Source organism: Chitinophaga eiseniae, assembly GCF_900167135.1.
Lineage (GTDB): Bacteria > Bacteroidota > Bacteroidia > Chitinophagales > Chitinophagaceae > Chitinophaga > Chitinophaga eiseniae.
Genome location: NZ_FUWZ01000001.1, coordinates 1,490,161 through 1,510,226 on the forward strand (window position 1 = coordinate 1,490,161; position 20,066 = coordinate 1,510,226).

Here is a 20,066-nt window from a genome sequence, read left to right on the forward strand (position 1 = left end):
TCAGTACCGCAATTCGTAATCCGTATTTTTTTATGCGTCACTACTTCTGGCTCCTGTTATTGTCAACTTCCGCCGCCGCCCAACAGTTCGGGGGGAACCCTCCTTCCCTGAAATGGCAACAGATCAATACCGATACTGTCCGCGTTATCTTCCCCAAAGGTATGAGCCCGCAAGGGGAACGTGTAGCCAATATCGTTACCTGGCTGAATAAAAATACCCGCTCCTCTATCGGTCCGCTGGAAAGGAAAGTAGACATCGTGCTGCAGAACCAGACCATGCAGTCCAACGGATACGTACAACTCGGCCCTTTCCGCTCCGAATTCTATCTCGCCCCGTCTCCCACATCGCAGGACCTCGGCTCCCTCAACTGGACCGAGCAGCTCGCGCTCCACGAATACCGCCACGTATTGCAGAACATGAACTTCCGGCAGGGAGTGTCTAAAGTGTTTTCCTGGCTGGGTGGGCAACTGGGACAGGCGGCGGCTACCAATATCGCCGTCCCCAACTGGTTTTGGGAAGGCGACGCCGTGATCAACGAAACGGTTTTCAGTCCGCAGGGGAGGGGCCGCCTGCCAGCATTCTTCGACGGGTTCCGCGCCCTGTCGCTGGAAGACAAGCACTATGCCTACATGAAAATCCGCAACGGTTCCTACCGCGATTTCGTCCCCGACCACTACCCGCTGGGCTACCTGCTGGCCACCTACGGCCGCAACCACTACGGCGACGATTTCTGGAAGCACATTACCAGCGACGCGGTCCGCTACCGCGGCGTTTTTTACCCTTTCTCCCAAAGCCTGAAAAGACGCACCGGCAAAAATATCACCGCCTTCTATAACGCCATGCTGGCAGAATACCAGCCACAATGGAATCAATACGCCGCCCGCCCGGACACTACGCCGGTAGTGCCGGTCACCGCTTCCGGCCGCACCGTTACCAACTATAAATATGTATATGCCGCCGGCCCCGGAGAATGGATCGTGCTGAAAGACGCCTATAATAAAGTACCAGGCATCTACCGCCTGCACAGCAACGGCGATGAAGAACTGCTGGTAAGGCCAGGCATTGTTTACAACGATTTCTTCAGTTACCGCAACCAGCGCATCGTATGGGCCGCCGCCCGCTTCGACGCACGTTGGGGCTGGAAAAATTTCTCTGTCATCAAAGTGCATGACAACGCCAACGGTCGTACGAAAACGGTATCTCCCCGCGGTAAGTTCTTCTCCCCGGACATCAGCGCCAACGGCCAGCAGATAGTGGCGGCATCCATTACGCCGGACATGCACTACAGCCTGCAGGTCATCAGCACCGCCACCGGCGACATAGAGAAAATATTGCCCAACCCCGACAACTGGTACTATACTTTCCCCCGCTTCACCGCGGACGATAAGGCGGTAATCAGCGCCGTCCGTAATGAACGCGGTGAAATGGCCCTCGTACAACAATCACTGCTGACCGGCGAAGCCACGCCACTCACCCCCTTCAGCTACGTGGTGCTGGGAATACCCGCAGTACAGGGAGATACGGTATACTTCACCGCTTCCACCCGCGATGTCAACAACGTATATGCCTTGACGTTGTCCGACAGGAAAACATATGAAATCACAGACAGGGGGAACAGCGCGCTGCACATGGCTGTGTCGCCGCAACAGGACAGCCTCCTGTTCAGCGAGTTTACCACTGCCGGCTATCGCCTGTACCGCACGCCGCTGAAAACAGCCTGGAAAGAAACATCCGTGGCTCAATCGCAGCACAGTAAGTGGCTGCAGCCGGTTGCTACAGAAAACGCGAATACACTGGATATCGTACCACAGGACTCCCTGCCGGTAAAGAAATACAGGCTTTTTACCCGTCCGTTCAACTTCCACAGCTGGGTACCATCCTTCAATGATCCCAACTACAGCATCTCGCTGCTGGGAGAGAATATCCTCAATACCACCAACACCTCCATCGGGTACAACTACAACCGGAATGAAGGTTACTCCGATGTGAGCGCCAGCTTCACCTTCGGCGGATGGTTTCCCTACCTGAACACCGGTGTGGACTATATTTTTAACCGCAATACCGTAGTGCCTAACCTCGGCCGTATTTACTGGAACGAGCTGACCTGGCACGCAGGACTGTCTGTTCCGCTGAACCTGTCGTCCGGACTGTTCAGCCGCAGCCTGCTAATCGGCAGCGACTATAATATCCTGCACCGCTATCCGCAGGGGAACTTTAAATTCAGGAACGACAACCTGCAGTACCTGAGCAGCCGGTTGCTCTTCAATAATATGCGGATCAAAGCCAAACAAAATATCTACAGCCATTTTGGACAGTATGTGGCGTTGTATTATAACCACTCGCTGGGCAACCCGTTTGCCACGCAGTTCTATGGCCGCATAGACCAGTATCTCCCCGGGTTCTCCCGGAACCACAACATCGTGTTGCAGGCGGCTTTCCAGCAGCGTGACCAGGATTTTAACTATACTTTCACGGATAACTTCGTATATGCGAGAGGGTACAATACGCCTTTCTACGACAGGGTGTATAAGCTGGGGGCCAACTATCATCTGCCGCTGGCGTATCCGGACTGGGGCTTTGCGCAGATCCTCTATTTCAGCCGCGTACGGGGCAACCTGTTCTACGATTACAGTGTAGCAAGGGATTTTGTGAACAATAAGAACAACCGCTATACTTCCGCCGGAGCAGAGCTCTTCCTGGATACCCGTATCGGCAATACGCTGCCGTTTACCTGTGGGGTGCGGTTCAGCCACCTGTTTGACAAAGACCCGAAAGACAATGCGCAGAACAGGGTAGATTTTATTGTGCCGCTACAGCAGCTGTTCAGTTATTGATTTTGAAATTTGGGGGATTCATAAAAGCGACGCTGAAACTTCGGTCTTTTTATATTTATAGTAATCAATCGCGTTATAATCCCCCAAATTCCAAAATCCGTAAATCAAAAAATCTCAAAATCACTTCACGTCTATCCGTAACGAAGGGGCGCGGTAAATTTTATCCGGTGCGTATTCGATCAGGATATCATCAAAGTACAATACATCTCCCTGTTGCAGGCTCTCTTTGAGGCGGGTGCTCCAGAGGGCCGGGAGGCGGGACGTTTTAAAGTTGTCCCCTGTATAGTCTTTATAGATGCCGGGCTGACCGGTAGTATCGTTGAGATAAGGCTGATGTTGTTCGTACGTAAAAGCGAAAGAGATCACGGGGTAGACGTGATTTTTTTCATCGCGTACTACCAGTGCGGAGTCCAGCAGTTTCACCACCTGGCTTTTGGGCAGGGTATCGCTGAGGAAAAGTCCCCAGCTGCTGCGGAGCTTCGCAGGCCGTTTGTTGGAAGCCGGTGTGGTTTTGTTTGCCGATGAGGTTTTGGTGGCAGGAACAGGTTTTTTGCCGGATTGGGCAAACGTGGCCATGTTGATCATCAACAGCAGGAAAATGAATGCGGACAGGTGTTTCAGCATGATAGTGACGGGATATAAAAAAATCGCCCGGTATACTAACGACCGGGCGATGATTAAAATTATAAAGATTTCAAACTTTCCGTTATCACCTGGATTTTGGCTTCGGCGTCCGCTTTTTTGCGTCTTTCCGCTTCTACCACTTCCGGTTTGGCGTTCTGTACAAATCGTTCATTGGCCAGTTTGATTTCCACCGACTTCAGGAAGCCCTGTTGGTACTCGAGGTCCTTCAGCAGGGATTCTTTTTGTGCCGTGGTATCCAGTACTGTTTCGGTGCCCAGGTAGAATTTATCTTTCTGCACCACGAGGGTGATACAGCCGGGGACCGTTTCCTGTACGTAGTGTACCGCTTTGGCGTTTACCTGTTTGGCGATGGTGTCTTCAATTTGTTTGAAGGCGTTCTCGTGTTTGGTTTCGATATGCAGTACGATCGGATCTTTTGGTTTGATCTGGTTTTTAGCGCGGGCATCGCGGATGCCGGTGATGACTTCCTGCGCCAGAACGCCTTCCAGCAGGGCGGCGTGTACCGGGGCGGCAGGAGTAGTGAATTGTTTCATCATCAGTATATCTGCCTCATCGCGTACTTTCAGCAACTGGTAAATCTCTTCAGTGATGAACGGCATGTAGGGATGCAGCAGTTGCATCAGTTGCTCGAAGAAAGATACCGTTTGCATGTATACGGCGGCGGAGATAGGCTGTTCAAAACCGGGTTTCACCCATTCGAGGTACCAGCCGCAGAAATCGTCCCAGATAAGGCTGTAAAGGGATTTCAGGCCTTCGCTCAGGCGGAAATCGGCATGCAGCGAGGCTACCTGGGCCTGTACTTCGTTCAGGCGGCTCTGGAACCATCTGATGGGGAAGAGGCTGGAGGCGTCCATGTTGTCAGTCGCCTGGCGGGATTCCCACATTTTCACCAGTTTCAGCGCGTTCCAGATTTTATTGTTGAAGTTACGGCCCTGATCGCAGCTGGAGGTATCGAACAGCAGGTCGTTACCGGCCGGGGAGCTGATCATTACGCCAAAACGTACGGCGTCGGCGCCGTAGCTGTGAATGAGTTCCAGCAGGTCGGGCGAGTTGCCGAGGGACTTGCTCATTTTGCGGCCTTCCTTGTCTCTCACCATGCCGGTAAAGTACACGTCGCTGAAAGGCTTTTGCCCGTTGAATTCCAGGCCGGCCATGATCATGCGGGCCACCCAGAAGAAAATGATATCCTGGCCGGTTACCAGTACGGAGCCGGGGTAGTAGTATTGATAGTCTGCGTTGTCGGGGCTGGAGATACCGTTGAACACTTCCATGGGCCAGAGCCAGGAGGAGAACCAGGTATCGAGGCAGTCTTCATCCTGCTTCAGGTCGGCCGCGGTCAGCGTGATGCCTTTCTGTGCGAACAGGGCTACGGCTTCTTCCGCGGTGGCAGCTACTTCGAAAGTGCCGTCTGCCGCGTACCAGGCAGGGATCTGCTGTCCCCACCACAGTTGGCGGGAGATACACCAGTCCTTTACATTTTCCATCCAGTATTTGTAGGTAGCGAGGAAGCGGTCGCCGGGATGTATTTTAACATCACCGTTTACGACAGCGTCCAGCGCGGGTTTGGCGATATCGGCCATTTTTACGAACCACTGGGTGGAGATGCGTGGCTCTACTACGGTCGTCGGGTTACGTTGACTGTAGCCGAGGCGGGTGGTATAAGCCTCTTCTTTCACCAGCTGGCCGGCTTCTGCGAGGGCGGCCACTGTTTTCTTACGGGCTACGAAACGGTCTTCTCCAACAAATACAACGGCGGCGGCGCTCAGGGTGCCGTCATCGTTGAGGGTGTCGATGATGTCGAGGTGATGTTTCAGACCAAGGTTATAGTCATTGATATCGTGTGCGGGCGTCACTTTCAGGGCGCCGGTACCGAAGGCTTTGTCCACGTAGGTGTCGAAGATGATGGGCACGGGGCGGTTTACCAGCGGAACGATGGCAAAATGGCCTTTCAGGTGTGCATATCTTTCATCTTCCGGGTTTACGCAGATGGCGGTATCGCCCATGATGGTTTCCGGGCGTTGGGTGGCGATAGTGATGAATTCGCCGGTAGGTTTGCCTTCCGCGTCAGTAATGGCATATTTCACATGGTACAGGAAACCCTGGATATCTTTGTATTCCACTTCCTCGTCGCTCAAAGCCGTTTTGGCTTTGGGGTCCCAGTTGATCATGCGGGCGCCGCGATAGATGAGGCCTTTGTTGTACAGTTCCACGAACACTTTGATCACCGCTTTATAATAGTGGTCGTCCATGGTAAAGGTCACCCTGTCCCAGTCGCAGGAGCAGCCGAGTTTTTTGATCTGTTGGTAGATGATGCCACCATATTTTTCCTTCCACTCAAAAGCGTGTTTGAGGAAGTCTTCGCGGGAGAGCTGGGATTTTTCGATCCCTTTTTCTCTTTTCAGCATGTCTACCACTTTCGCTTCCGTTGCGATGGAGGCGTGGTCGGAACCGGGTACCCAGCAGGCGTTGAAACCGCTCATACGGGCGCGGCGCACCAGTATGTCCTGGACTGTTTCATTGAGGGTATGGCCAAGATGCAAGACCCCGGTGACGTTAGGCGGGGGGATCACTACAGTAAAGGGCTGGCGGCTATCCGGCGTAGAGCGGAAATAACCTTTGTCCATCCAGTGTTGGTACCATTTTTCTTCAACCGTTGCAGGCAGGTAATTTTTCGAGAGTTCCATGCTATTCATAATATAAGTCTGCAAAAATAACGGAGATTGACCAGAGAAGGAAATTATGGGGCATAATATTAGTGCGGGACCGCAGTGCCGGAAAGGAGAACGGGACGCCGTTATGCGCCCGTTTCCCTGCGGTGGACTGCAATACGGCCGCACCTGCGGCTTTTGTGCAAAAAAAGTGCATCCGGAGATGCACCTTTTGCAGGAGATAAGTGTCTTTATATATGGACGGTACGGTTACATGGTTTCAGCGATCACCTGGCAGGTTTTCGCCACCATCTCAGGAGTGATGTCCAGGTGGACGACCATTCTGACCTGTGTAGGGGAGATGGCCATGGTAAGGATGCCTTCTTTGCGGAGGTGGTCTGTTAGTTTCCGGGGCGTCCATTCGCCGCCGGTCACTTCGAAGATGAGGATATTGGTTTCCACGGGCAGCATATGGCCGGTGAAGCTTTTTTCCAGGAGGGCCGCCGCTATTTGTTTGGCGTGCTGGTGGTCTTCTTCGAGGCGCTGGATATTATTTTCCATGGCATAGATGCCGGTGGCGGCCATATAACCGGCCTGCCGCAGACCACCGCCCAGTTTCTTGCGTATGCGGCGCGCTTCGCGGATGAAGCCGGTGCTGCCGAGGAGCACGGAGCCTATGGGGCAGCCCATGCCTTTATTGAGGCATACGGAAATGCTGTCAAAGGTACGTCCGTAGCTGCGGGGGTCCTGGCCGGTGGCTACGATGGCGTTGAAAAGGCGGGCGCCGTCGAGGTGGAGGGCCAGTTTATGCTGGTCGCAGACCTGGCGGATACGGAGCACCTCGTCCCAGTCGTAGCAGCATCCGCCGCCGCGGTTGGAGGTGTTTTCGAGGCATACCAGGCTGGTGCGGGCTTTGTGGACATCGTCGGGGTTGATGGCCGCTTCCACCTGGGCAGCGGTGATCATGCCACGGTCGCCGGTGATGGCATGTACCTGGGCGCCGGCGTTGAAGGCGATGCCGCCTCCTTCATAAATGTAAACATGGGCGAGGTTGCTGCAAACCACTTCATCCCCCGGCAACGTATGTACTTTGATGGCAATCTGGTTGCTCATTGTGCCGGAAGGGCAGTAAAGGGCTGCCTCTTTGCCAAAATAGTCTGCCATCATGGCTTCCAGTTTGTTGATACTGGGGTCTTCGCCAAAAACGTCGTCTCCCGTTTCAGCTTGTAACATGGCCTGTAACATGCCGGGGCCGGGGCGTGTAAAAGTATCGCTGCGAAAGTCTATCATATGATTGAATAATTTGCAAGGACTTTGACAATAAATTAGTTAAGATGCTAATTTAATAATGATTATTTATCAATTGTTAAAATTTGCATAAAGCGTGTGGCAACAAGGACTAAAGCACTATAAAATATCGTTATAAAACTGTACTTTGTTATAGCGAAGACAATAAAAAAGAAGGATTTGGTAGAGTGGTGGGTTAGCACGATCTTTGCAGGCTAAATAAAAACAAACGAATAAGGTGCGGGAAATTTTGTAAGTTAATTAAATTCAAAATTCAAACAAAATATTTCTTTCGCTGTTATTCTTATTTATAAACCAATACAATTTTTCATATGAGGCAACTTAAAATTGCCACCCAGATCACCAATCGTGATTCGCAGGCGGTAGAAAAGTACCTGCAGGAAATCTCGAAGATCCCTTTGTTAACACCTGAGGAGGAGACCGTTTTGGCGCAGCGCATTAAAATGGGCGATCAGAAGGCTCTTGAAAGATTGACTACAGGAAACTTACGTTTCGTGGTTTCCGTTGCCAAGCAGTATCAGCACCAGGGGCTTAGCCTCAGCGACCTTATCAATGAAGGTAATTTAGGCCTGATCAAAGCTGCGCAGCGTTTCGATGAAACGAAAGGTTTCAAATTCATCTCTTATGCAGTATGGTGGATCCGCCAGTCCATCCTGCAGGCGTTGGCCGAACAAGGTCGTCTTGTTCGTCTGCCGCAAAACAAAATTGGCACCTATAATAAAGCAAACAAAGCTTACATGGCATTTGAGCAGGAAAACGAGCGTGAGCCTTCTACCGAGGAACTCGCAGAAATCCTGGAAATGTCTGAATCGGAAATCAATAACATTTTCCAGAGCAATACCCGCCATATGTCACTGGACGCACCAGTACATGAAGCTGAAGACGTAGCCATGGGAGACCTGCTGGAAGGTGGAGACATTACCGACGACGACGTGATGAGAGATTCCCTCCGCGAGGAAATACGCCGGGTTTTAAAATCCCTGAGCCCCCGCGAAGCGGAAATTGTGAATGCCTATTTCGGTCTGGATGGTGAAAACGGCGCAACAATCGAACAAATCGGGCAGAAGTACGATCTGACCAAAGAAAGAATCAGGCAAATCAAGGAACGCGCTATCAAAAGGCTCCAGAAAGCACGCTATAGCGGTGCCCTGAAATCCTACCTGGGATAATATTTTCGATTTTCGGATTTTCAGATTTTCGATTTTAAATGCGTAAATCACTAAATCACTAAATCAAGAAATCATTATATAAATCCTCTTAATCTATAAAAACACCGGCCTTGTAAATACATGGCCGGTGTTTTTATATTGATAACACCCCTTATTTTTGCAAACATGCGCAACTTCCTGATGATCATAGTGGCTGCCGTTGCTTTCTTCTCCGCCTGCGAGAAAGATATCAGCGTCAACCTGCAGCAGCAGGAACCATCGCTTGTGGTAGAGGGTAAATTTGAAACCAACCGATACCCGCAGGTAGTGCTCACCCGCAGCCTCGGCTACTTCTCTGAAATAGCCCCCGCCACCTTACTGGCCTCCTTCGTGCACAACGCGGTGGTGACCGTCTCCGATAGTGTCCGCACCATGACACTCAAAGAAAGAATCGTGGAAATAGCCGGGCTGGGCCGCGTTTTCGCCTACGTGCCCGATACTTCCAGACCCGCCGCCGCTTTCAGAGGAAAAAACGGTGGCCGGTATACCTTGAAGATTACTGCTGACAATAAGTCATACGAGGCAGTGACAACAATACCCCTGCAGGGGCTCCACCTGGATACTATCTGGTGGCAGCGGGTAAGGAAGGAAAACGATACCTCCAACGCCCGCGTATGGGCCAGGATCACCGATGCTGCGGCCTCCGGCAATTATGCCCGGTATTTCACCCGCACCAATAGCGGCGCCTTCCTGCCCGGCATGAATTCAACCATGGATGACCAGGTGGTGAACGGCACAACATTTGAAATTCCTCTCGACGCCGGCGTTGACAAAAGCAAACGCGAAAATCCGGAGACATACGGCTTTTTTAAAAGAGGCGACACGGTAACGGTTAAGTTCTGTAACGTCGATAAAGCTACCTTCAGCTTCTGGCGGGCACTGGACTTCGCCTATAACAGCACCGGCAACCCGTTTGCATCTCCCACAAAAATACTGGGAAATGTGCCCGGAGCCGTCGGCTACTGGGGCGGTTATGCCGTCACCTATAAAACAGTTATTATCAGGAAATAATTTATATAGAGCAATCAAAGTATGGAAAACAAACAACAAGAACATGTGCATCTGTTGATCATCGGTTCCGGACCCGCCGGCTACACCGCTGCAATATATGCCTCAAGAGCCAACCTTAAACCAGTATTGTACCAGGGCATTCAACCCGGTGGCCAGCTGACCATCACTACTGAAGTGGAAAACTATCCCGGTTACCCGGAAGGTATCCAGGGCCCGGAAATGATGGTGGACTTCGAAAAACAGGCTACCCGCATGGGCGCTGATATCCGCTACGGCATGGCTACCGCCGTGGACTTCAGCAAACAACCATATAAAGTAACCATCGACGAGGAAAAAGAAATCACCGCCGACGCCATTATCATCGCTACAGGCGCCTCTGCCAAATGGCTGGGACTCCCGTCCGAACAACGGCTCAACGGCAGCGGCGTTTCCGCCTGCGCGGTATGCGACGGTTTCTTCTTCCGCGGTAAAGAAGTAGCCATCGTGGGCGCCGGTGACACCGCCGCCGAAGAAGCGCTCTACCTCTCTAAAATGTGCACCACCGTACACATGCTCGTGCGTAAACACGAAATGCGCGCCTCCAAAGTAATGCAGGACCGTGTGCTGAAAACCTCCAATATCATCGTATACTGGAACACCGAAACAGACGAAGTACTGGGCGACAAAAAAGTGGAAGCCGTAAGAGTGCGCAACAACCAAACCGGCGAGAAAAAAGACGTGCCGGTAAGCGCTTTCTTCGTAGCCATCGGCCACCAGCCTAACTCCGCCATCTTTAAAGAATACCTGCAGCTGGACGAACAGGATTATATCGTGACCGTTCCGGGCAGCAGCCGTACCAGCATCGAAGGCGTATTCGCCTGCGGCGACGTACAGGACAAAATCTACCGTCAGGCTGTAACAGCAGCTGGCAGCGGTTGTATGGCCGCTCTCGACGCTGAAAGGTACCTGTCGGCTAAAGAACACCAATAATAAATTACGAATTACGAATTACGAATTGAAAGGTAGTTCGTCTTTTATAATTCGGAATTGAACTTAATAACAACCATTACGAATTACTGATTACGGATTGTACCCCAATCCGTAATTCGTAATTCGTAATCCGTAATTGTCCCAAATGCTCACCATCGCCCTCGAACAAGCTGCTTTCCGCGCCTATCATGGCCTTTATCCGGAAGAAACCGTGATCGGCAACGATTTTCTGCTCGATATATCCGTTCGTATACCTGGCTCCGTTGCCATCGATGACCTCACGGATACGGTCAACTACCAGGGTATCTATGAAGTGGCAAAAGCCATCATGGCACAGCCCAAACCCTTGCTGGAAGAGGTGGTGTACGCCCTCACAGACGCCCTCCGCGAACGGTACCCCTCCATTCAGCACAGCACCGTTACCCTCCGGAAACTGAACCCGCCCATGGGCGCCAGCGTCCGCAACTCACTGGTGTCGCTGGCGAAGGATTACTAAAATATACCGCCGCTTCGCATTAATTACTTGTAATTTTCGTAGATTTATAGCAACAAGTAAATCAAGCATTTCTTACCCTGCTAAAAACCAGTCCTATGATGAAACGGATGCTGACAATTTCATTCCTGCTTTGCGCTGTATTATTTGCCAACGCCCAATCAGTGGATGAAATGGTGGAACAGGCCAGGCAGCTGGAACTACAAATGAAGGAAGAAGCCGCACTGGAAAAGGATAAGGAAATACTGAAAATACAACCCGGCGAAATAAAGGCCCTGACCCAGGCCAGCCAGATGTGCTCCCGCATCGGTAACCGCCAGAAAGATAAAAGCGCTAAAACAAACTATTTCAATCAGGCTAAAACATATGCACAGTCCGCCCTGAAAGTGGCCCCGAACAATGCAGACGCCAACCTCGCCATGGCCGTGGCCATGGGACGCATGGCCCTTATCTCCGGCGCCAGGGAAAAAGTAGCCGCCTCCAAAGACGTTAAGAAATACGCCGAACTGGCCATTAAATTCAATCCTAACCTCGCACAGGCCTACCATGTGCTGGGCAAATGGAACTATGAAGTGGCCAACCTCAACGTATTCGAAAGAGGCGCCGCCAAAATGCTCTTCGGCGGCCTGCCGGACGGCTCCCTGAAAAACGCCATCGCCAACTATGAAAAATGCCGGCAGCTGGACCCCTCCTTTCTGCTCAATTACTACGAACTGGCCCGCGCCTATAAAGCCGATGACCAGCAGGACAAAGCCATCGAAGTGCTGAAAAAAGCCCTGTCACTCCGCAGCATTTACCAGGACGATGCCAGCATCAAGGCTGACTGTAAAAAAATGCTGGACGACCTGCAGTAATATCTCAGATCACTTTCCCTTTCCATTTACCACTTTTCAGGTACCAGGCGCTAAGCCCGAATATCAGTATCCAGTAAATGAAATCCGCACCCCATGCAAGATGCAGCGGGCTGCGCATCCTTTCTATCACGATATCGCAGTAAATCATATAGCCTACCACCGCCGTACACTCGGTCAGGAGGTTCATCCGCGTATTGCCCGTGCCGGTCACCCCACTGAGCACGACCGCCGCTACCGCCATCAGCAACGTGCTGAGCGTGATGATCCGGATAGACGGAATGGCCGCCGTAATCAGCGTAGCGTCGTTGGTGTAAATATGCAGCAAGGTATAGGGGAAGAGGTTCACCAATATACAGATGACGGTGGCGCAACCAAGACTGATGGCCACAATGTTTTTAATGACCTTAAATACAAGGTGCTCCTTGCCCTGCCCGATAATATTGCTGACCATCGTATTGCAGGTAGCGGCCAGTGCCCAGGTGAAAATGCCGAAAAAGCCAAAAATGCTGCGCAGCATATTGGAAATGGCCAGCGGTCGCTCTCCCAGGTGCTCGATGAAAATAAAGAAGACAAACCAGCTGCCGATACTGAAAAGAAACTGCACGATCAGCGGCGCGGACACATTGAGAATATTCCGGATGATCTCCCGGCGCGGCTTCAGGTAGGTAAATAAGCTATACCGGATATGGTACTTTTTCAGGAAAATGATACTGAATGCCACCGAACAGCCGGTGATCTCCGCGATGATGGAAGCAATCGCCGCACCATTCAGCCCAAGGGCCGGCAACCCCAGCTTCCCGAAAATCAGTGTATAGTCGAAAAGGATATTGACCGTTTCCTGGCACAGCGAAGTGACGGCCAGCACCCTGGAGTTGCCGCTGCCGATGTAGAAGGCATTGGCCATGCTCAGCATCATCAGGAAAGGCAGCCCCCAGATACGGATACGGATGAACGAAACCGCTGCCGAAAGGATCTCCTGGTTGTGCAGTGTTTTGGAGAAAAAATAAGGCGCTACCGCCAGGGTTAGCAGGATGGCCGTCAGGGCAAAGACAGCGCCCACTTCCAGCCCGTTGGCGAAAAGCTGGCCGATACTGCTGTACTGCTGCTGCCCCGCCCGGCGGGCTATCAGCACCTGCAGGCCGTTGTTAAGCCCATAAGCGATCATATACATCACCAGGTAATAAATACCGGCAATACCGTTGGCCGCCAGCTCCAGCTCACCCAGCCGGCCCAGGAAAGCGGTGTTGGTCATATGGTTAAACTGGGGGATAATCAGTGCCAGACATATAGGGGCGGCAATTTTAATGATCTGCCGGTTGTTAACTTCGAGTTGCATCGTGAAATGGGTCTGATATTCATCAAAAAACAAAGATATAGCCTCACCAATTCACTAAAAAGATTATTATTGTAATTCATTTGAATGGTAAAATATGCCCGTGGCTTACAACATCCATCCTGCATTTACAGTAGATGATGAAACCTTACTGGAGACCGATCTTACCGCCTGTCACCTGCTGGTGCTGGTAGGTAGCGGTACTTTCAGTTATGTGGTGTTTGATCCCGCAGCGAAAAAATTCCTGGCGCTTAAGTCCTATCATTTCCAGCCTCAGAAACTGGCCGTGGCCGACCTGGAGATGATTGAGGAGGTGTTCGACGCAGACAAACTGTTGTTTACCGCCTTCAAATCCATACTGCTGGCTTTTGATATTGGCGGGGGCGTACTGGTGCCACAGGTATATTACATGCCTTCCCTGAAAAAAGAATATCTCCGCCTGTCACAACCCGAAAAAATGCAGGAGGCCATCCTGGCCGACCTGATGCCGGGACAACCGATGGTCAACATCTTCAGCGTGGACAAAGACCTGCTGGGATTCCTGCGTAAGGAATTTTCCACCGACCTCGTGGTACATGCCAATTCCGCGCTGCTGCAGGCTTACCCACTGGACCTGGACTACCGGGCGCCTGAAGGGATCGCTTTTGTACATGTACAGCGCCATACCTTCACCCTCACCATCTACATAAACGGCAAACTTCTGATCCAGCAGGACGGTGAATACCAGGCAGGCCTGGACGTAGTGTACCAGCTGGTCAATACCCTGCGGCAGCTGGGACTGAACGAACGGGAGGTGAAAGTGAAGCTGGGAGGAGTAGTGGCTACTGACAGCGTGGTGTACCAGGAGATGTATAAATTCATACCCAGCCTGGAATGGGTACAACGATTACCGGGATTCAGCTATGTTACGCCCATGCAGGAAATTCCGGGCTATTATTTTCATAACCTGTATGCGTTAGCATTATGCGTATAATCGGAGGAGAACGTGGGGGCAGAAAGATACAACCGCCTGCAAAAATGCCTAATACAAGGCCAACGACAGATATTGCCAAAGGCGGACTGTTTAATATCATTGAGAACAACCTGGATATTCCTTCTTTAAAGACACTCGATATTTTTGGCGGTACCGGCAGCATCAGCTATGAACTGGCCTCCAGAGGCGCCACCGATATGACCATCGTGGAGAAAGACCCGTCGATGGCTGAATTTATTACGAAAACAGCGCAGTTGCTGGACATCCCTTCCCTGAAAGTAGTACGGATGGATGTTTTTAAGTACCTGCAGCAATGCACGGAAAAATTCGATTTCATTTTTGCCGACCCGCCTTATGCCATGGACGCCATGTACAAACTGCCGGGGATCGTTTTTGAGCAGCAACTGCTCAACCCCGAAGGCTGGCTGGTCATTGAACATACCCGGCAAAACGACTTCCGGGACTATAGCTATTACCGCTCCGAAAGGAGCTACGGCGGTACTACCTTCTCGATCTTTATTAACCGGGAAGAGCTGAAACGCTGATCCGTTATCATAAATACTTCAACTTTCCATGAGGACTTGTTTATTTCCGGGCACTTTCGATCCCATTACGCTGGGCCATACCGATATCATCAACCGGGGGCTGGACCTGTTTGACCGCCTGGTGGTAGGCATCGGCACCAACAGCAGCAAAACACCGATGTTTGCACTGGAAGAGCGTATTGCCTGGATCAGGGAGATCTATAAAGAGGACCCGAGGGTGGAAGTGGCCGTCTACCAGGGGCTTACCATCAACTTCTGCAAGGAAATCGGGGCTAATTTTATCCTGCGCGGTATCCGGTATGTGAGTGACTTCGAGTATGAAAAAGCCATCGCTGACGTGAACCGGACCATCGCTCCTGAGATAGAAACGATTTTCCTGACCACTACGCCGCAATATTCCAGTGTGGCCTCTACGCTGGTGCGGGATATCTACCGCCACGGCGGCGATGTGGAACCGTTCCTGCACAAAGTGGTGCTGGAAGGACTCAAAAAACACAAGCTATAACTGATAAAGTACTTTTTATGAAAACGATCTGGCATTCCCTGGACGTATCATTGGACACGCTCAATGAGCTGGGGGAGAATACCATGGGAGCGTACCTGGGAATGGAGTTTACCGAAATAGGCCCGAATTACCTGAGAATGATGATGCCGGTAGACCACCGTACCAAACAGCCTTACGGACTGCTGCATGGCGGAGCCTCTGTGGCGCTGGCGGAAACCGTGGGCAGCATGGCTTCCGCGTTGATCATCGACCCGGAAAAACAAATGTGCGTGGGCATGGAAATCAGCGCCAATCACCTGCGCGCTGTGAAAGAGGGCTATGTGCACGCTATTGCCAGCCCGCTGCACATAGGCGCTACCAGCCATGTGTGGGATATCCGCATAACGGACGACCAGCATAAGCTCATCTGTGTGAGCCGGCTGACCATGGCTATTCTGGCTAAAAGATAATCACGGACATCGATGGCTTACCTGCAGATAAGCCATCGATGTCTATAAAGTAAATAGGTGATTATAATCCTTCCACTTTGAATACCTCCCGGATATTTTCGTAGGAGTATTTGAGGTACTTCTCCACGTTTTCCGGTTTCACCCATTCTATATCCTGGATATCTTCTTCAATCTGTGGCACGGTCAGCTCCGTACCGGTGAACTGCATCCGGTACCAGTGGGTATGTTTCAGTACCTTCTTTGTCTTCATGGGATAGTAATGAAACGTTTCCGTGATTTTATGGGTCAGGGCGATGGTATGCAACCCGGTTTCCTCCGCGACTTCGCGGACTGCACAGGTTTCAAGGTCTTCACCGGGGTCCTGCTTGCCTTTGGGGAGGTCCCATTTTCCCCGGCGGAACATCATCAGCACTTCGCCTGCGGGATTGGTGATCAGGCCGCCGGCCGCCACCAGCACCGTAAAATGAAGAGACACCTTTTTAAACAGCTGTTTCACATCTTCAGTGATAAACACAGCTGCTTCCTTTTTGCCTTCTTCCATCTTCTGCAACACTTTGGTTATCTTCTCCGTATCAGGGTTCAGGTAAACCTTGGCCCCGTTGCTGCCTGCCGGTATGTTTTGTTCACTTTCGCTGATAATGAGGGGGCGCTCATTCAGGTAGATCGTCATGTTTGCTTGCATGGTACAAATTTAGACATTTGGTTATTTGGACATTTATATATTTTGGATTTAAGGAAGGCACGTTCAAATATCGATGTATCAAAATATCAATGTATCTAAATAACCAAATGTTTTAACTTTGGCGCCGTATGAGTACAGTAAGCGAAAAACAAGTAGCAGAAAAACTGCTGCAGGTGCAGGCCGTAAAGTTGAGCCCTGCCCAGCCTTTTACATGGGCCTCCGGCTGGAAATCCCCCATCTATTGCGATAACCGGAAGCTGTTGTCCTTTCCGTATGTGCGGGACTATATCAAATCCGAGTTGTGCAATACCGTATTTGAAACATACCCGGATGCTGCAGTGATTGCCGGCGTGGCTACTGCCGGTATTCCTCACGGCGCACTGGTGGCTGATCAGCTGAAACTGCCATTTATTTACGTTCGTTCCAAGCCGAAAGAACACGGCATGGGCAACCAGATCGAAGGCGTATTACAGCCCGGCCAGCAGGTAGTAGTGGTGGAAGACCTGATCTCCACCGGCAAAAGCAGCCTTGAGGCGGTACAGGCGATCCGTGCTGCCGGCGGCGAAGTGATCGGCATGGTGTCTATCTTCAACTATGGTTTTGATGTGGCGGTAAAAGCTTTCGAAGCTGCCGGTGTACCGTTTAAATCGCTGAGCAATTACAACGCGATGATTGCCCTGGCAGAAGAGAAAGGCATTGTTTCCGGGGATGAGATCAGCACCCTGCAGGCCTGGAGAACAGCGCCGGACCAATGGGGTAAATAGGATATTACTTTTTTTGTATATTCGGTTGTCAAAATCTATACTATGCGTATCGTAAAATTAGTAATGCTGTTCCTGCTGGCGAGCGTAAGCGTGGCCATGGCCCAGCAGAAGAAAAAAGCCCTGCTGACTGCTAAGATCAGTACGCCAACTGTGCAGTGTGAGTCCTGCAAAAACCGTATTGAAAGATACATGTCCCAGGAAGAAGGCGTGGAGTCTGTAAAAGTGGATTATAAAAAACATGTGACGACTGTCAAATACTGGGATGACCGTACGAATATCGAAAACGTTAAAACAGGTATTGCCAATGCCGGTTATGACGCTGATAACGTAACTGCCAACCCGGAAAGTTATGCTAAACTGCCCAAATGCTGCAAAAAGCCGGAAGATGGCGGCGGCATGGAAAAGAAAAAGCACTAAGTCTTTATATCATAACAGCACCCGGGAAAGTACCCCTTCCCGGGTGTTTTATTAGCCTGTAATTCCCCCCGTTACTTCCCCCAAATTGCCCGAATTGCTCAATTTTTCAACTTTTTCGCTATTTCCTGCATTCTCTTTAACCCGTTCAAGCATCATTTAGGCGCATTACAGCAGCTGCTGGCAGCTGTATTGCCCGCTGATCTGCCGGCCACCCTTCAGAAAATCGGGACTTCCCAGATGGACATGTACACGGGCAGCCTGTCACCCGAAACTATTTTTGAGGAAATTATCACGCAGCTGACAGCACGGGGCCTGCACCTGCCGAAGACCTTCGCTACTGCCATAAAGGAGCGGCATGGGTATATGGAGGTAACGCTGGCCGATACCTCCCGCTGGGTGCTGCGGTTGTCGGACGATCCGGAACGGTATGTCCATCTGCATCCGGGGCGGTACAGCCCGCATACGTTGCGCATCAAGGCGGCAGCGTTGAAAACAGCCATGGCTTACACGGCGGCTGCCAGGAACGGACAGCTCAGCGGGGAACTGCTGCCGGACATGAATGCTGTCCGGGCAGTGGCGGGGTTGTCGCCGGTGCGGAGCCTTGAGGACGCACAACACCTATTGAAAATTATCCATTTGATGTCCGGTTCCTGGTAATTCCAGCAATCCCGGGACTGACGCCTCCCGGCAATGATGTTATTTTACCGAAATTGCTGGAGTTTTGAAGAATTGTCCGTTCCAGGTGACAAAATTTGTATGGGGTGAATGCCGGAATGCGCGCTTTCCGTGAAGGTACCTTTGAGCGTTGTCGTTCATTAGAAAAAATTCAGCGCCTGCCTGGTTTCGCATTTAATGGGGAAGGGGATGAAAATACCACCTTTGCCCACTTTACAGTTACCGGTGGCTTTAATGGTGACTTCTTTACTGGAGAAAGCCGTAAAGGCATTTTTCAGCACATTGGCCATGTTGACTTCCAGTTTCACCGGGAAATAAAAAGTGTCCTTTGCGGGGATGTTGATCATGGTGTCCTGCAGGGAACGGCCGACTTCGGTATCGTCAAAATAAACATTAAAGTTGGCGTCTTTCAGTTTCAACTGATAATTGTTTGGGTTGTAGTATGCCAGGGTCAGCCGTACAATACTTTTGGACATACCCATCTCATCCATTTGCAGATTAGCGACTCTTACAAACTCCAAATCCTTCATTTTCTCGCATGAGCTCGTTAGCCCCCAGGTGGCGATAATGATCAAAATCAGACGGATTGTTTTCATTGTATAACGGTGAACTTTTAATCTTCAAACCTACTGTAAAGGTTTTATTTATCAAAAATACAGAAACGAATTGGGAAACATTTAACGGGGAAGTTATGGTGGAGCCGGGTAGGGGAGTTATTTGTATAATCTAAAAAATAAATATTTAAATTTTTTTTCTTTACAATTCTTTTTTATCTTTAAAACCCTCTCTGAGCTTGCTTAAAATCATCGCGCAAGCAACTAATTTCTTTAGTATTTTTGCATTTGTCTGCCATTTTACTTTAATCGATGAAATACTAATTTCGTTAGCATATGAATAACTTTTCTATGAATTGTTATCCAGTTACTTGAAATTAATTATTAAGTAGATAACTCTAAGTAGATCAGCAGCTGTAACTATTCATTTCCGCACTGGCGGGCAAAAATTTTGACATTATGACAGAGAATGCAAAAAGTGAAGTACTATTAATTGAATCACAGTATTTTCCGCCGATTAGCTTCTACAAAACTTTAATTAACCACAATATATTACAGATTGAGAAATATGAGCACTATCAAAAGCTCAGTTATCGGAACCGTTGTTACCTCGCTGGCCCGAATGGCCGTATGATTTTAAGTGTGCCGCTCACCCGGGGGAAAAATCAGCGGACCGTTATGAAGGATGTTCGGATCAGCAATGAGGAGAAATGGCAGTCGCTGCATTGGAAAACGCTCGTGTCTGCTTATCGCCGCTCTCCCTGGTTTGAATATTATGAAGAAGATATGCAGGGGCTGTTTGAAAAACCGTTCCATTTTCTGCTCGATTGGAACATGGCCTGTTTCGAATGGGTGAATAGCAAGCTCGGCATTAATCCGGTCGTTCGGTTCACCGAAAGTTACCAAAAGGATGTGCCCGGTGTAACAGATGCGCGTGAACTGATTTTGCCCAATACCCCTGCAACGGAAGAGGCGCCGCAATACACCCAGGTGTTCCAGGAACGCGTCGGTTTCCTGCCTGATCTGAGCATTCTGGACCTGCTTTTTTGCGAAGGAAAACAGTCAATGTCGGTCATCAATAATGCTTAATAAATATTAAATAAATTTATTTAATTGGTTGATTTATAATTGTTTGTATATTTGCATCGCTGTTGACCTGTTGCCCGGCCGGGCCCCCGGAAAAAAATTACTGCAGCAAT

The 20,066-nt window shown here is 50.4% G+C and carries 20 protein-coding genes; 14 read left to right on the plus strand and 6 right to left on the minus strand.

Going from position 1 to position 20,066, the window contains the following annotated elements; all coding sequences use genetic code 11:
• The first annotated feature begins 32 nt into the window (after nucleotides 1-32).
• On the plus strand, nucleotides 33-2,834 hold the full coding sequence (locus B5D63_RS06290; RefSeq protein WP_078667869.1) for a TolB-like translocation protein: 2,802 nt from the start codon (nucleotides 33-35) through the stop codon (nucleotides 2,832-2,834).
• A 120-nt stretch (nucleotides 2,835-2,954) separates the two neighbouring features.
• Here the strand turns inward: B5D63_RS06290 and B5D63_RS06295 are convergent, their stop codons facing one another.
• The 3 genes from B5D63_RS06295 to B5D63_RS06310 all read right to left on the minus strand — a co-directional run bounded on the left by B5D63_RS06295 (nucleotide 2,955) and on the right by B5D63_RS06310 (nucleotide 7,417).
• Complete coding sequence (locus B5D63_RS06295) at nucleotides 2,955-3,458, minus strand: hypothetical protein (RefSeq protein WP_078667870.1); 504 nt, start codon at nucleotides 3,456-3,458, stop codon at nucleotides 2,955-2,957.
• A gap of 59 nt (nucleotides 3,459-3,517) precedes the next feature.
• Entirely contained in the window at nucleotides 3,518-6,163 is a 2,646-nt protein-coding gene (locus tag B5D63_RS06300) for a valine--tRNA ligase (protein ID WP_078667871.1), read from the minus strand.
• 234 nt (nucleotides 6,164-6,397) lie between these two features.
• Entirely contained in the window at nucleotides 6,398-7,417 is a 1,020-nt protein-coding gene (locus tag B5D63_RS06310) for a threonine aldolase family protein (protein WP_078667873.1), read from the minus strand.
• Between the two features lie 329 nt (nucleotides 7,418-7,746).
• Here B5D63_RS06310 and B5D63_RS06315 point away from each other — a divergent pair, with 329 nt between their 5' ends.
• From B5D63_RS06315 to B5D63_RS06335, 5 genes are all read left to right on the plus strand, one after another.
• On the plus strand, nucleotides 7,747-8,604 hold the full coding sequence (locus B5D63_RS06315; RefSeq protein WP_012793808.1) for a sigma-70 family RNA polymerase sigma factor: 858 nt from the start codon (nucleotides 7,747-7,749) through the stop codon (nucleotides 8,602-8,604).
• Between the two features lie 165 nt (nucleotides 8,605-8,769).
• Nucleotides 8,770-9,654: a DUF4249 domain-containing protein gene (locus B5D63_RS06320; protein WP_159455911.1), complete on the plus strand. Its 885-nt coding sequence runs from the start codon at nucleotides 8,770-8,772 to the stop codon at nucleotides 9,652-9,654.
• A gap of 21 nt (nucleotides 9,655-9,675) precedes the next feature.
• The gene (gene trxB / locus B5D63_RS06325; protein WP_078667875.1) at nucleotides 9,676-10,623 is read left to right on the plus strand and encodes a thioredoxin-disulfide reductase; all 948 of its coding nucleotides are present in this window, start codon (nucleotides 9,676-9,678) and stop codon (nucleotides 10,621-10,623) included.
• 145 nt (nucleotides 10,624-10,768) lie between these two features.
• Nucleotides 10,769-11,119: a dihydroneopterin aldolase gene (gene folB, locus B5D63_RS06330; protein WP_078667876.1), complete on the plus strand. Its 351-nt coding sequence runs from the start codon at nucleotides 10,769-10,771 to the stop codon at nucleotides 11,117-11,119.
• Between the two features lie 95 nt (nucleotides 11,120-11,214).
• On the plus strand, nucleotides 11,215-11,970 hold the full coding sequence (locus B5D63_RS06335; protein ID WP_078667877.1) for a tetratricopeptide repeat protein: 756 nt from the start codon (nucleotides 11,215-11,217) through the stop codon (nucleotides 11,968-11,970).
• Between the two features lie 4 nt (nucleotides 11,971-11,974).
• Here the strand turns inward: B5D63_RS06335 and B5D63_RS06340 are convergent, their stop codons facing one another.
• Complete coding sequence (locus tag B5D63_RS06340; RefSeq protein WP_143312783.1) at nucleotides 11,975-13,306, minus strand: MATE family efflux transporter; 1,332 nt, start codon at nucleotides 13,304-13,306, stop codon at nucleotides 11,975-11,977.
• A 100-nt stretch (nucleotides 13,307-13,406) separates the two neighbouring features.
• Between B5D63_RS06340 and B5D63_RS06345 the strand changes: the two genes are divergently transcribed.
• From B5D63_RS06345 to B5D63_RS06360, 4 genes are read left to right on the plus strand one after another with little or no spacing between them, the layout of a single operon-like run.
• Entirely contained in the window at nucleotides 13,407-14,276 is an 870-nt protein-coding gene (locus tag B5D63_RS06345; protein WP_159455912.1) for a DUF3822 family protein, read from the plus strand.
• 44 nt (nucleotides 14,277-14,320) lie between these two features.
• The gene (locus B5D63_RS06350) at nucleotides 14,321-14,821 is read left to right on the plus strand and encodes an RsmD family RNA methyltransferase (protein WP_235021470.1); all 501 of its coding nucleotides are present in this window, start codon (nucleotides 14,321-14,323) and stop codon (nucleotides 14,819-14,821) included.
• Between the two features lie 28 nt (nucleotides 14,822-14,849).
• Nucleotides 14,850-15,326: a pantetheine-phosphate adenylyltransferase gene (gene coaD, locus B5D63_RS06355; protein ID WP_078667881.1), complete on the plus strand. Its 477-nt coding sequence runs from the start codon at nucleotides 14,850-14,852 to the stop codon at nucleotides 15,324-15,326.
• Between the two features lie 17 nt (nucleotides 15,327-15,343).
• Nucleotides 15,344-15,775: a hotdog fold thioesterase gene (locus tag B5D63_RS06360; protein WP_078667882.1), complete on the plus strand. Its 432-nt coding sequence runs from the start codon at nucleotides 15,344-15,346 to the stop codon at nucleotides 15,773-15,775.
• A 61-nt stretch (nucleotides 15,776-15,836) separates the two neighbouring features.
• On the opposite strand, the gene B5D63_RS06365 is transcribed toward B5D63_RS06360, so the two are convergent.
• Complete coding sequence (locus B5D63_RS06365; RefSeq protein ID WP_078667883.1) at nucleotides 15,837-16,457, minus strand: NUDIX hydrolase; 621 nt, start codon at nucleotides 16,455-16,457, stop codon at nucleotides 15,837-15,839.
• Nucleotides 16,458-16,585: 128 nt separating this feature from the next.
• Here B5D63_RS06365 and pyrE point away from each other — a divergent pair, with 128 nt between their 5' ends.
• From pyrE to B5D63_RS06380, 3 genes are all read left to right on the plus strand, one after another.
• Nucleotides 16,586-17,221, plus strand: coding sequence for an orotate phosphoribosyltransferase (gene pyrE / locus B5D63_RS06370; protein ID WP_078667884.1), 636 nt, complete (start codon nucleotides 16,586-16,588; stop codon nucleotides 17,219-17,221).
• Between the two features lie 42 nt (nucleotides 17,222-17,263).
• Nucleotides 17,264-17,638 carry a heavy-metal-associated domain-containing protein gene (locus B5D63_RS06375; protein WP_078667885.1) on the plus strand — a complete coding sequence of 125 codons (375 nt, stop codon included), beginning with the start codon at nucleotides 17,264-17,266 and terminating at the stop codon, nucleotides 17,636-17,638.
• A gap of 237 nt (nucleotides 17,639-17,875) precedes the next feature.
• Complete coding sequence (locus B5D63_RS06380; protein ID WP_078667886.1) at nucleotides 17,876-18,295, plus strand: hypothetical protein; 420 nt, start codon at nucleotides 17,876-17,878, stop codon at nucleotides 18,293-18,295.
• Nucleotides 18,296-18,453: 158 nt separating this feature from the next.
• Here the strand turns inward: B5D63_RS06380 and B5D63_RS06385 are convergent, their stop codons facing one another.
• On the minus strand, nucleotides 18,454-18,909 hold the full coding sequence (locus tag B5D63_RS06385; RefSeq protein ID WP_078667887.1) for an LEA/WHy family protein: 456 nt from the start codon (nucleotides 18,907-18,909) through the stop codon (nucleotides 18,454-18,456).
• Nucleotides 18,910-19,326: 417 nt separating this feature from the next.
• Here B5D63_RS06385 and B5D63_RS06390 point away from each other — a divergent pair, with 417 nt between their 5' ends.
• The gene (locus B5D63_RS06390) at nucleotides 19,327-19,956 is read left to right on the plus strand and encodes a WbqC family protein (RefSeq protein ID WP_078667888.1); all 630 of its coding nucleotides are present in this window, start codon (nucleotides 19,327-19,329) and stop codon (nucleotides 19,954-19,956) included.
• Nucleotides 19,957-20,066 lie beyond the last annotated feature (110 nt).

Bases quoted from the DNA above. Each gene is read 5' to 3' on its own strand.
- B5D63_RS06290 (WP_078667869.1), top strand. From the start codon at position 33: ATGCGTCACTACTTCTGGCTCCTGTTATTGTCAACTTCCGCCGCCGCC.
- B5D63_RS06295 (WP_078667870.1), bottom strand. From the start codon at position 3,458: ATGCTGAAACACCTGTCCGCATTCATTTTCCTGCTGTTGATGATCAAC.
- B5D63_RS06300 (WP_078667871.1), bottom strand. From the start codon at position 6,163: ATGGAACTCTCGAAAAATTACCTGCCTGCAACGGTTGAAGAAAAATGG.
- B5D63_RS06310 (WP_078667873.1), bottom strand. From the start codon at position 7,417: ATGATAGACTTTCGCAGCGATACTTTTACACGCCCCGGCCCCGGCATG.
- B5D63_RS06315 (WP_012793808.1), top strand. From the start codon at position 7,747: ATGAGGCAACTTAAAATTGCCACCCAGATCACCAATCGTGATTCGCAG.
- B5D63_RS06320 (WP_159455911.1), top strand. From the start codon at position 8,770: ATGCGCAACTTCCTGATGATCATAGTGGCTGCCGTTGCTTTCTTCTCC.
- trxB (WP_078667875.1), top strand. From the start codon at position 9,676: ATGGAAAACAAACAACAAGAACATGTGCATCTGTTGATCATCGGTTCC.
- folB (WP_078667876.1), top strand. From the start codon at position 10,769: ATGCTCACCATCGCCCTCGAACAAGCTGCTTTCCGCGCCTATCATGGC.
- B5D63_RS06335 (WP_078667877.1), top strand. From the start codon at position 11,215: ATGATGAAACGGATGCTGACAATTTCATTCCTGCTTTGCGCTGTATTA.
- B5D63_RS06340 (WP_143312783.1), bottom strand. From the start codon at position 13,306: ATGCAACTCGAAGTTAACAACCGGCAGATCATTAAAATTGCCGCCCCT.
- B5D63_RS06350 (WP_235021470.1), top strand. From the start codon at position 14,321: ATGCCTAATACAAGGCCAACGACAGATATTGCCAAAGGCGGACTGTTT.
- coaD (WP_078667881.1), top strand. From the start codon at position 14,850: ATGAGGACTTGTTTATTTCCGGGCACTTTCGATCCCATTACGCTGGGC.
- B5D63_RS06360 (WP_078667882.1), top strand. From the start codon at position 15,344: ATGAAAACGATCTGGCATTCCCTGGACGTATCATTGGACACGCTCAAT.
- B5D63_RS06365 (WP_078667883.1), bottom strand. From the start codon at position 16,457: ATGCAAGCAAACATGACGATCTACCTGAATGAGCGCCCCCTCATTATC.
- pyrE (WP_078667884.1), top strand. From the start codon at position 16,586: ATGAGTACAGTAAGCGAAAAACAAGTAGCAGAAAAACTGCTGCAGGTG.
- B5D63_RS06375 (WP_078667885.1), top strand. From the start codon at position 17,264: ATGCGTATCGTAAAATTAGTAATGCTGTTCCTGCTGGCGAGCGTAAGC.
- B5D63_RS06380 (WP_078667886.1), top strand. From the start codon at position 17,876: ATGGACATGTACACGGGCAGCCTGTCACCCGAAACTATTTTTGAGGAA.
- B5D63_RS06385 (WP_078667887.1), bottom strand. From the start codon at position 18,909: ATGAAAACAATCCGTCTGATTTTGATCATTATCGCCACCTGGGGGCTA.
- B5D63_RS06390 (WP_078667888.1), top strand. From the start codon at position 19,327: ATGACAGAGAATGCAAAAAGTGAAGTACTATTAATTGAATCACAGTAT.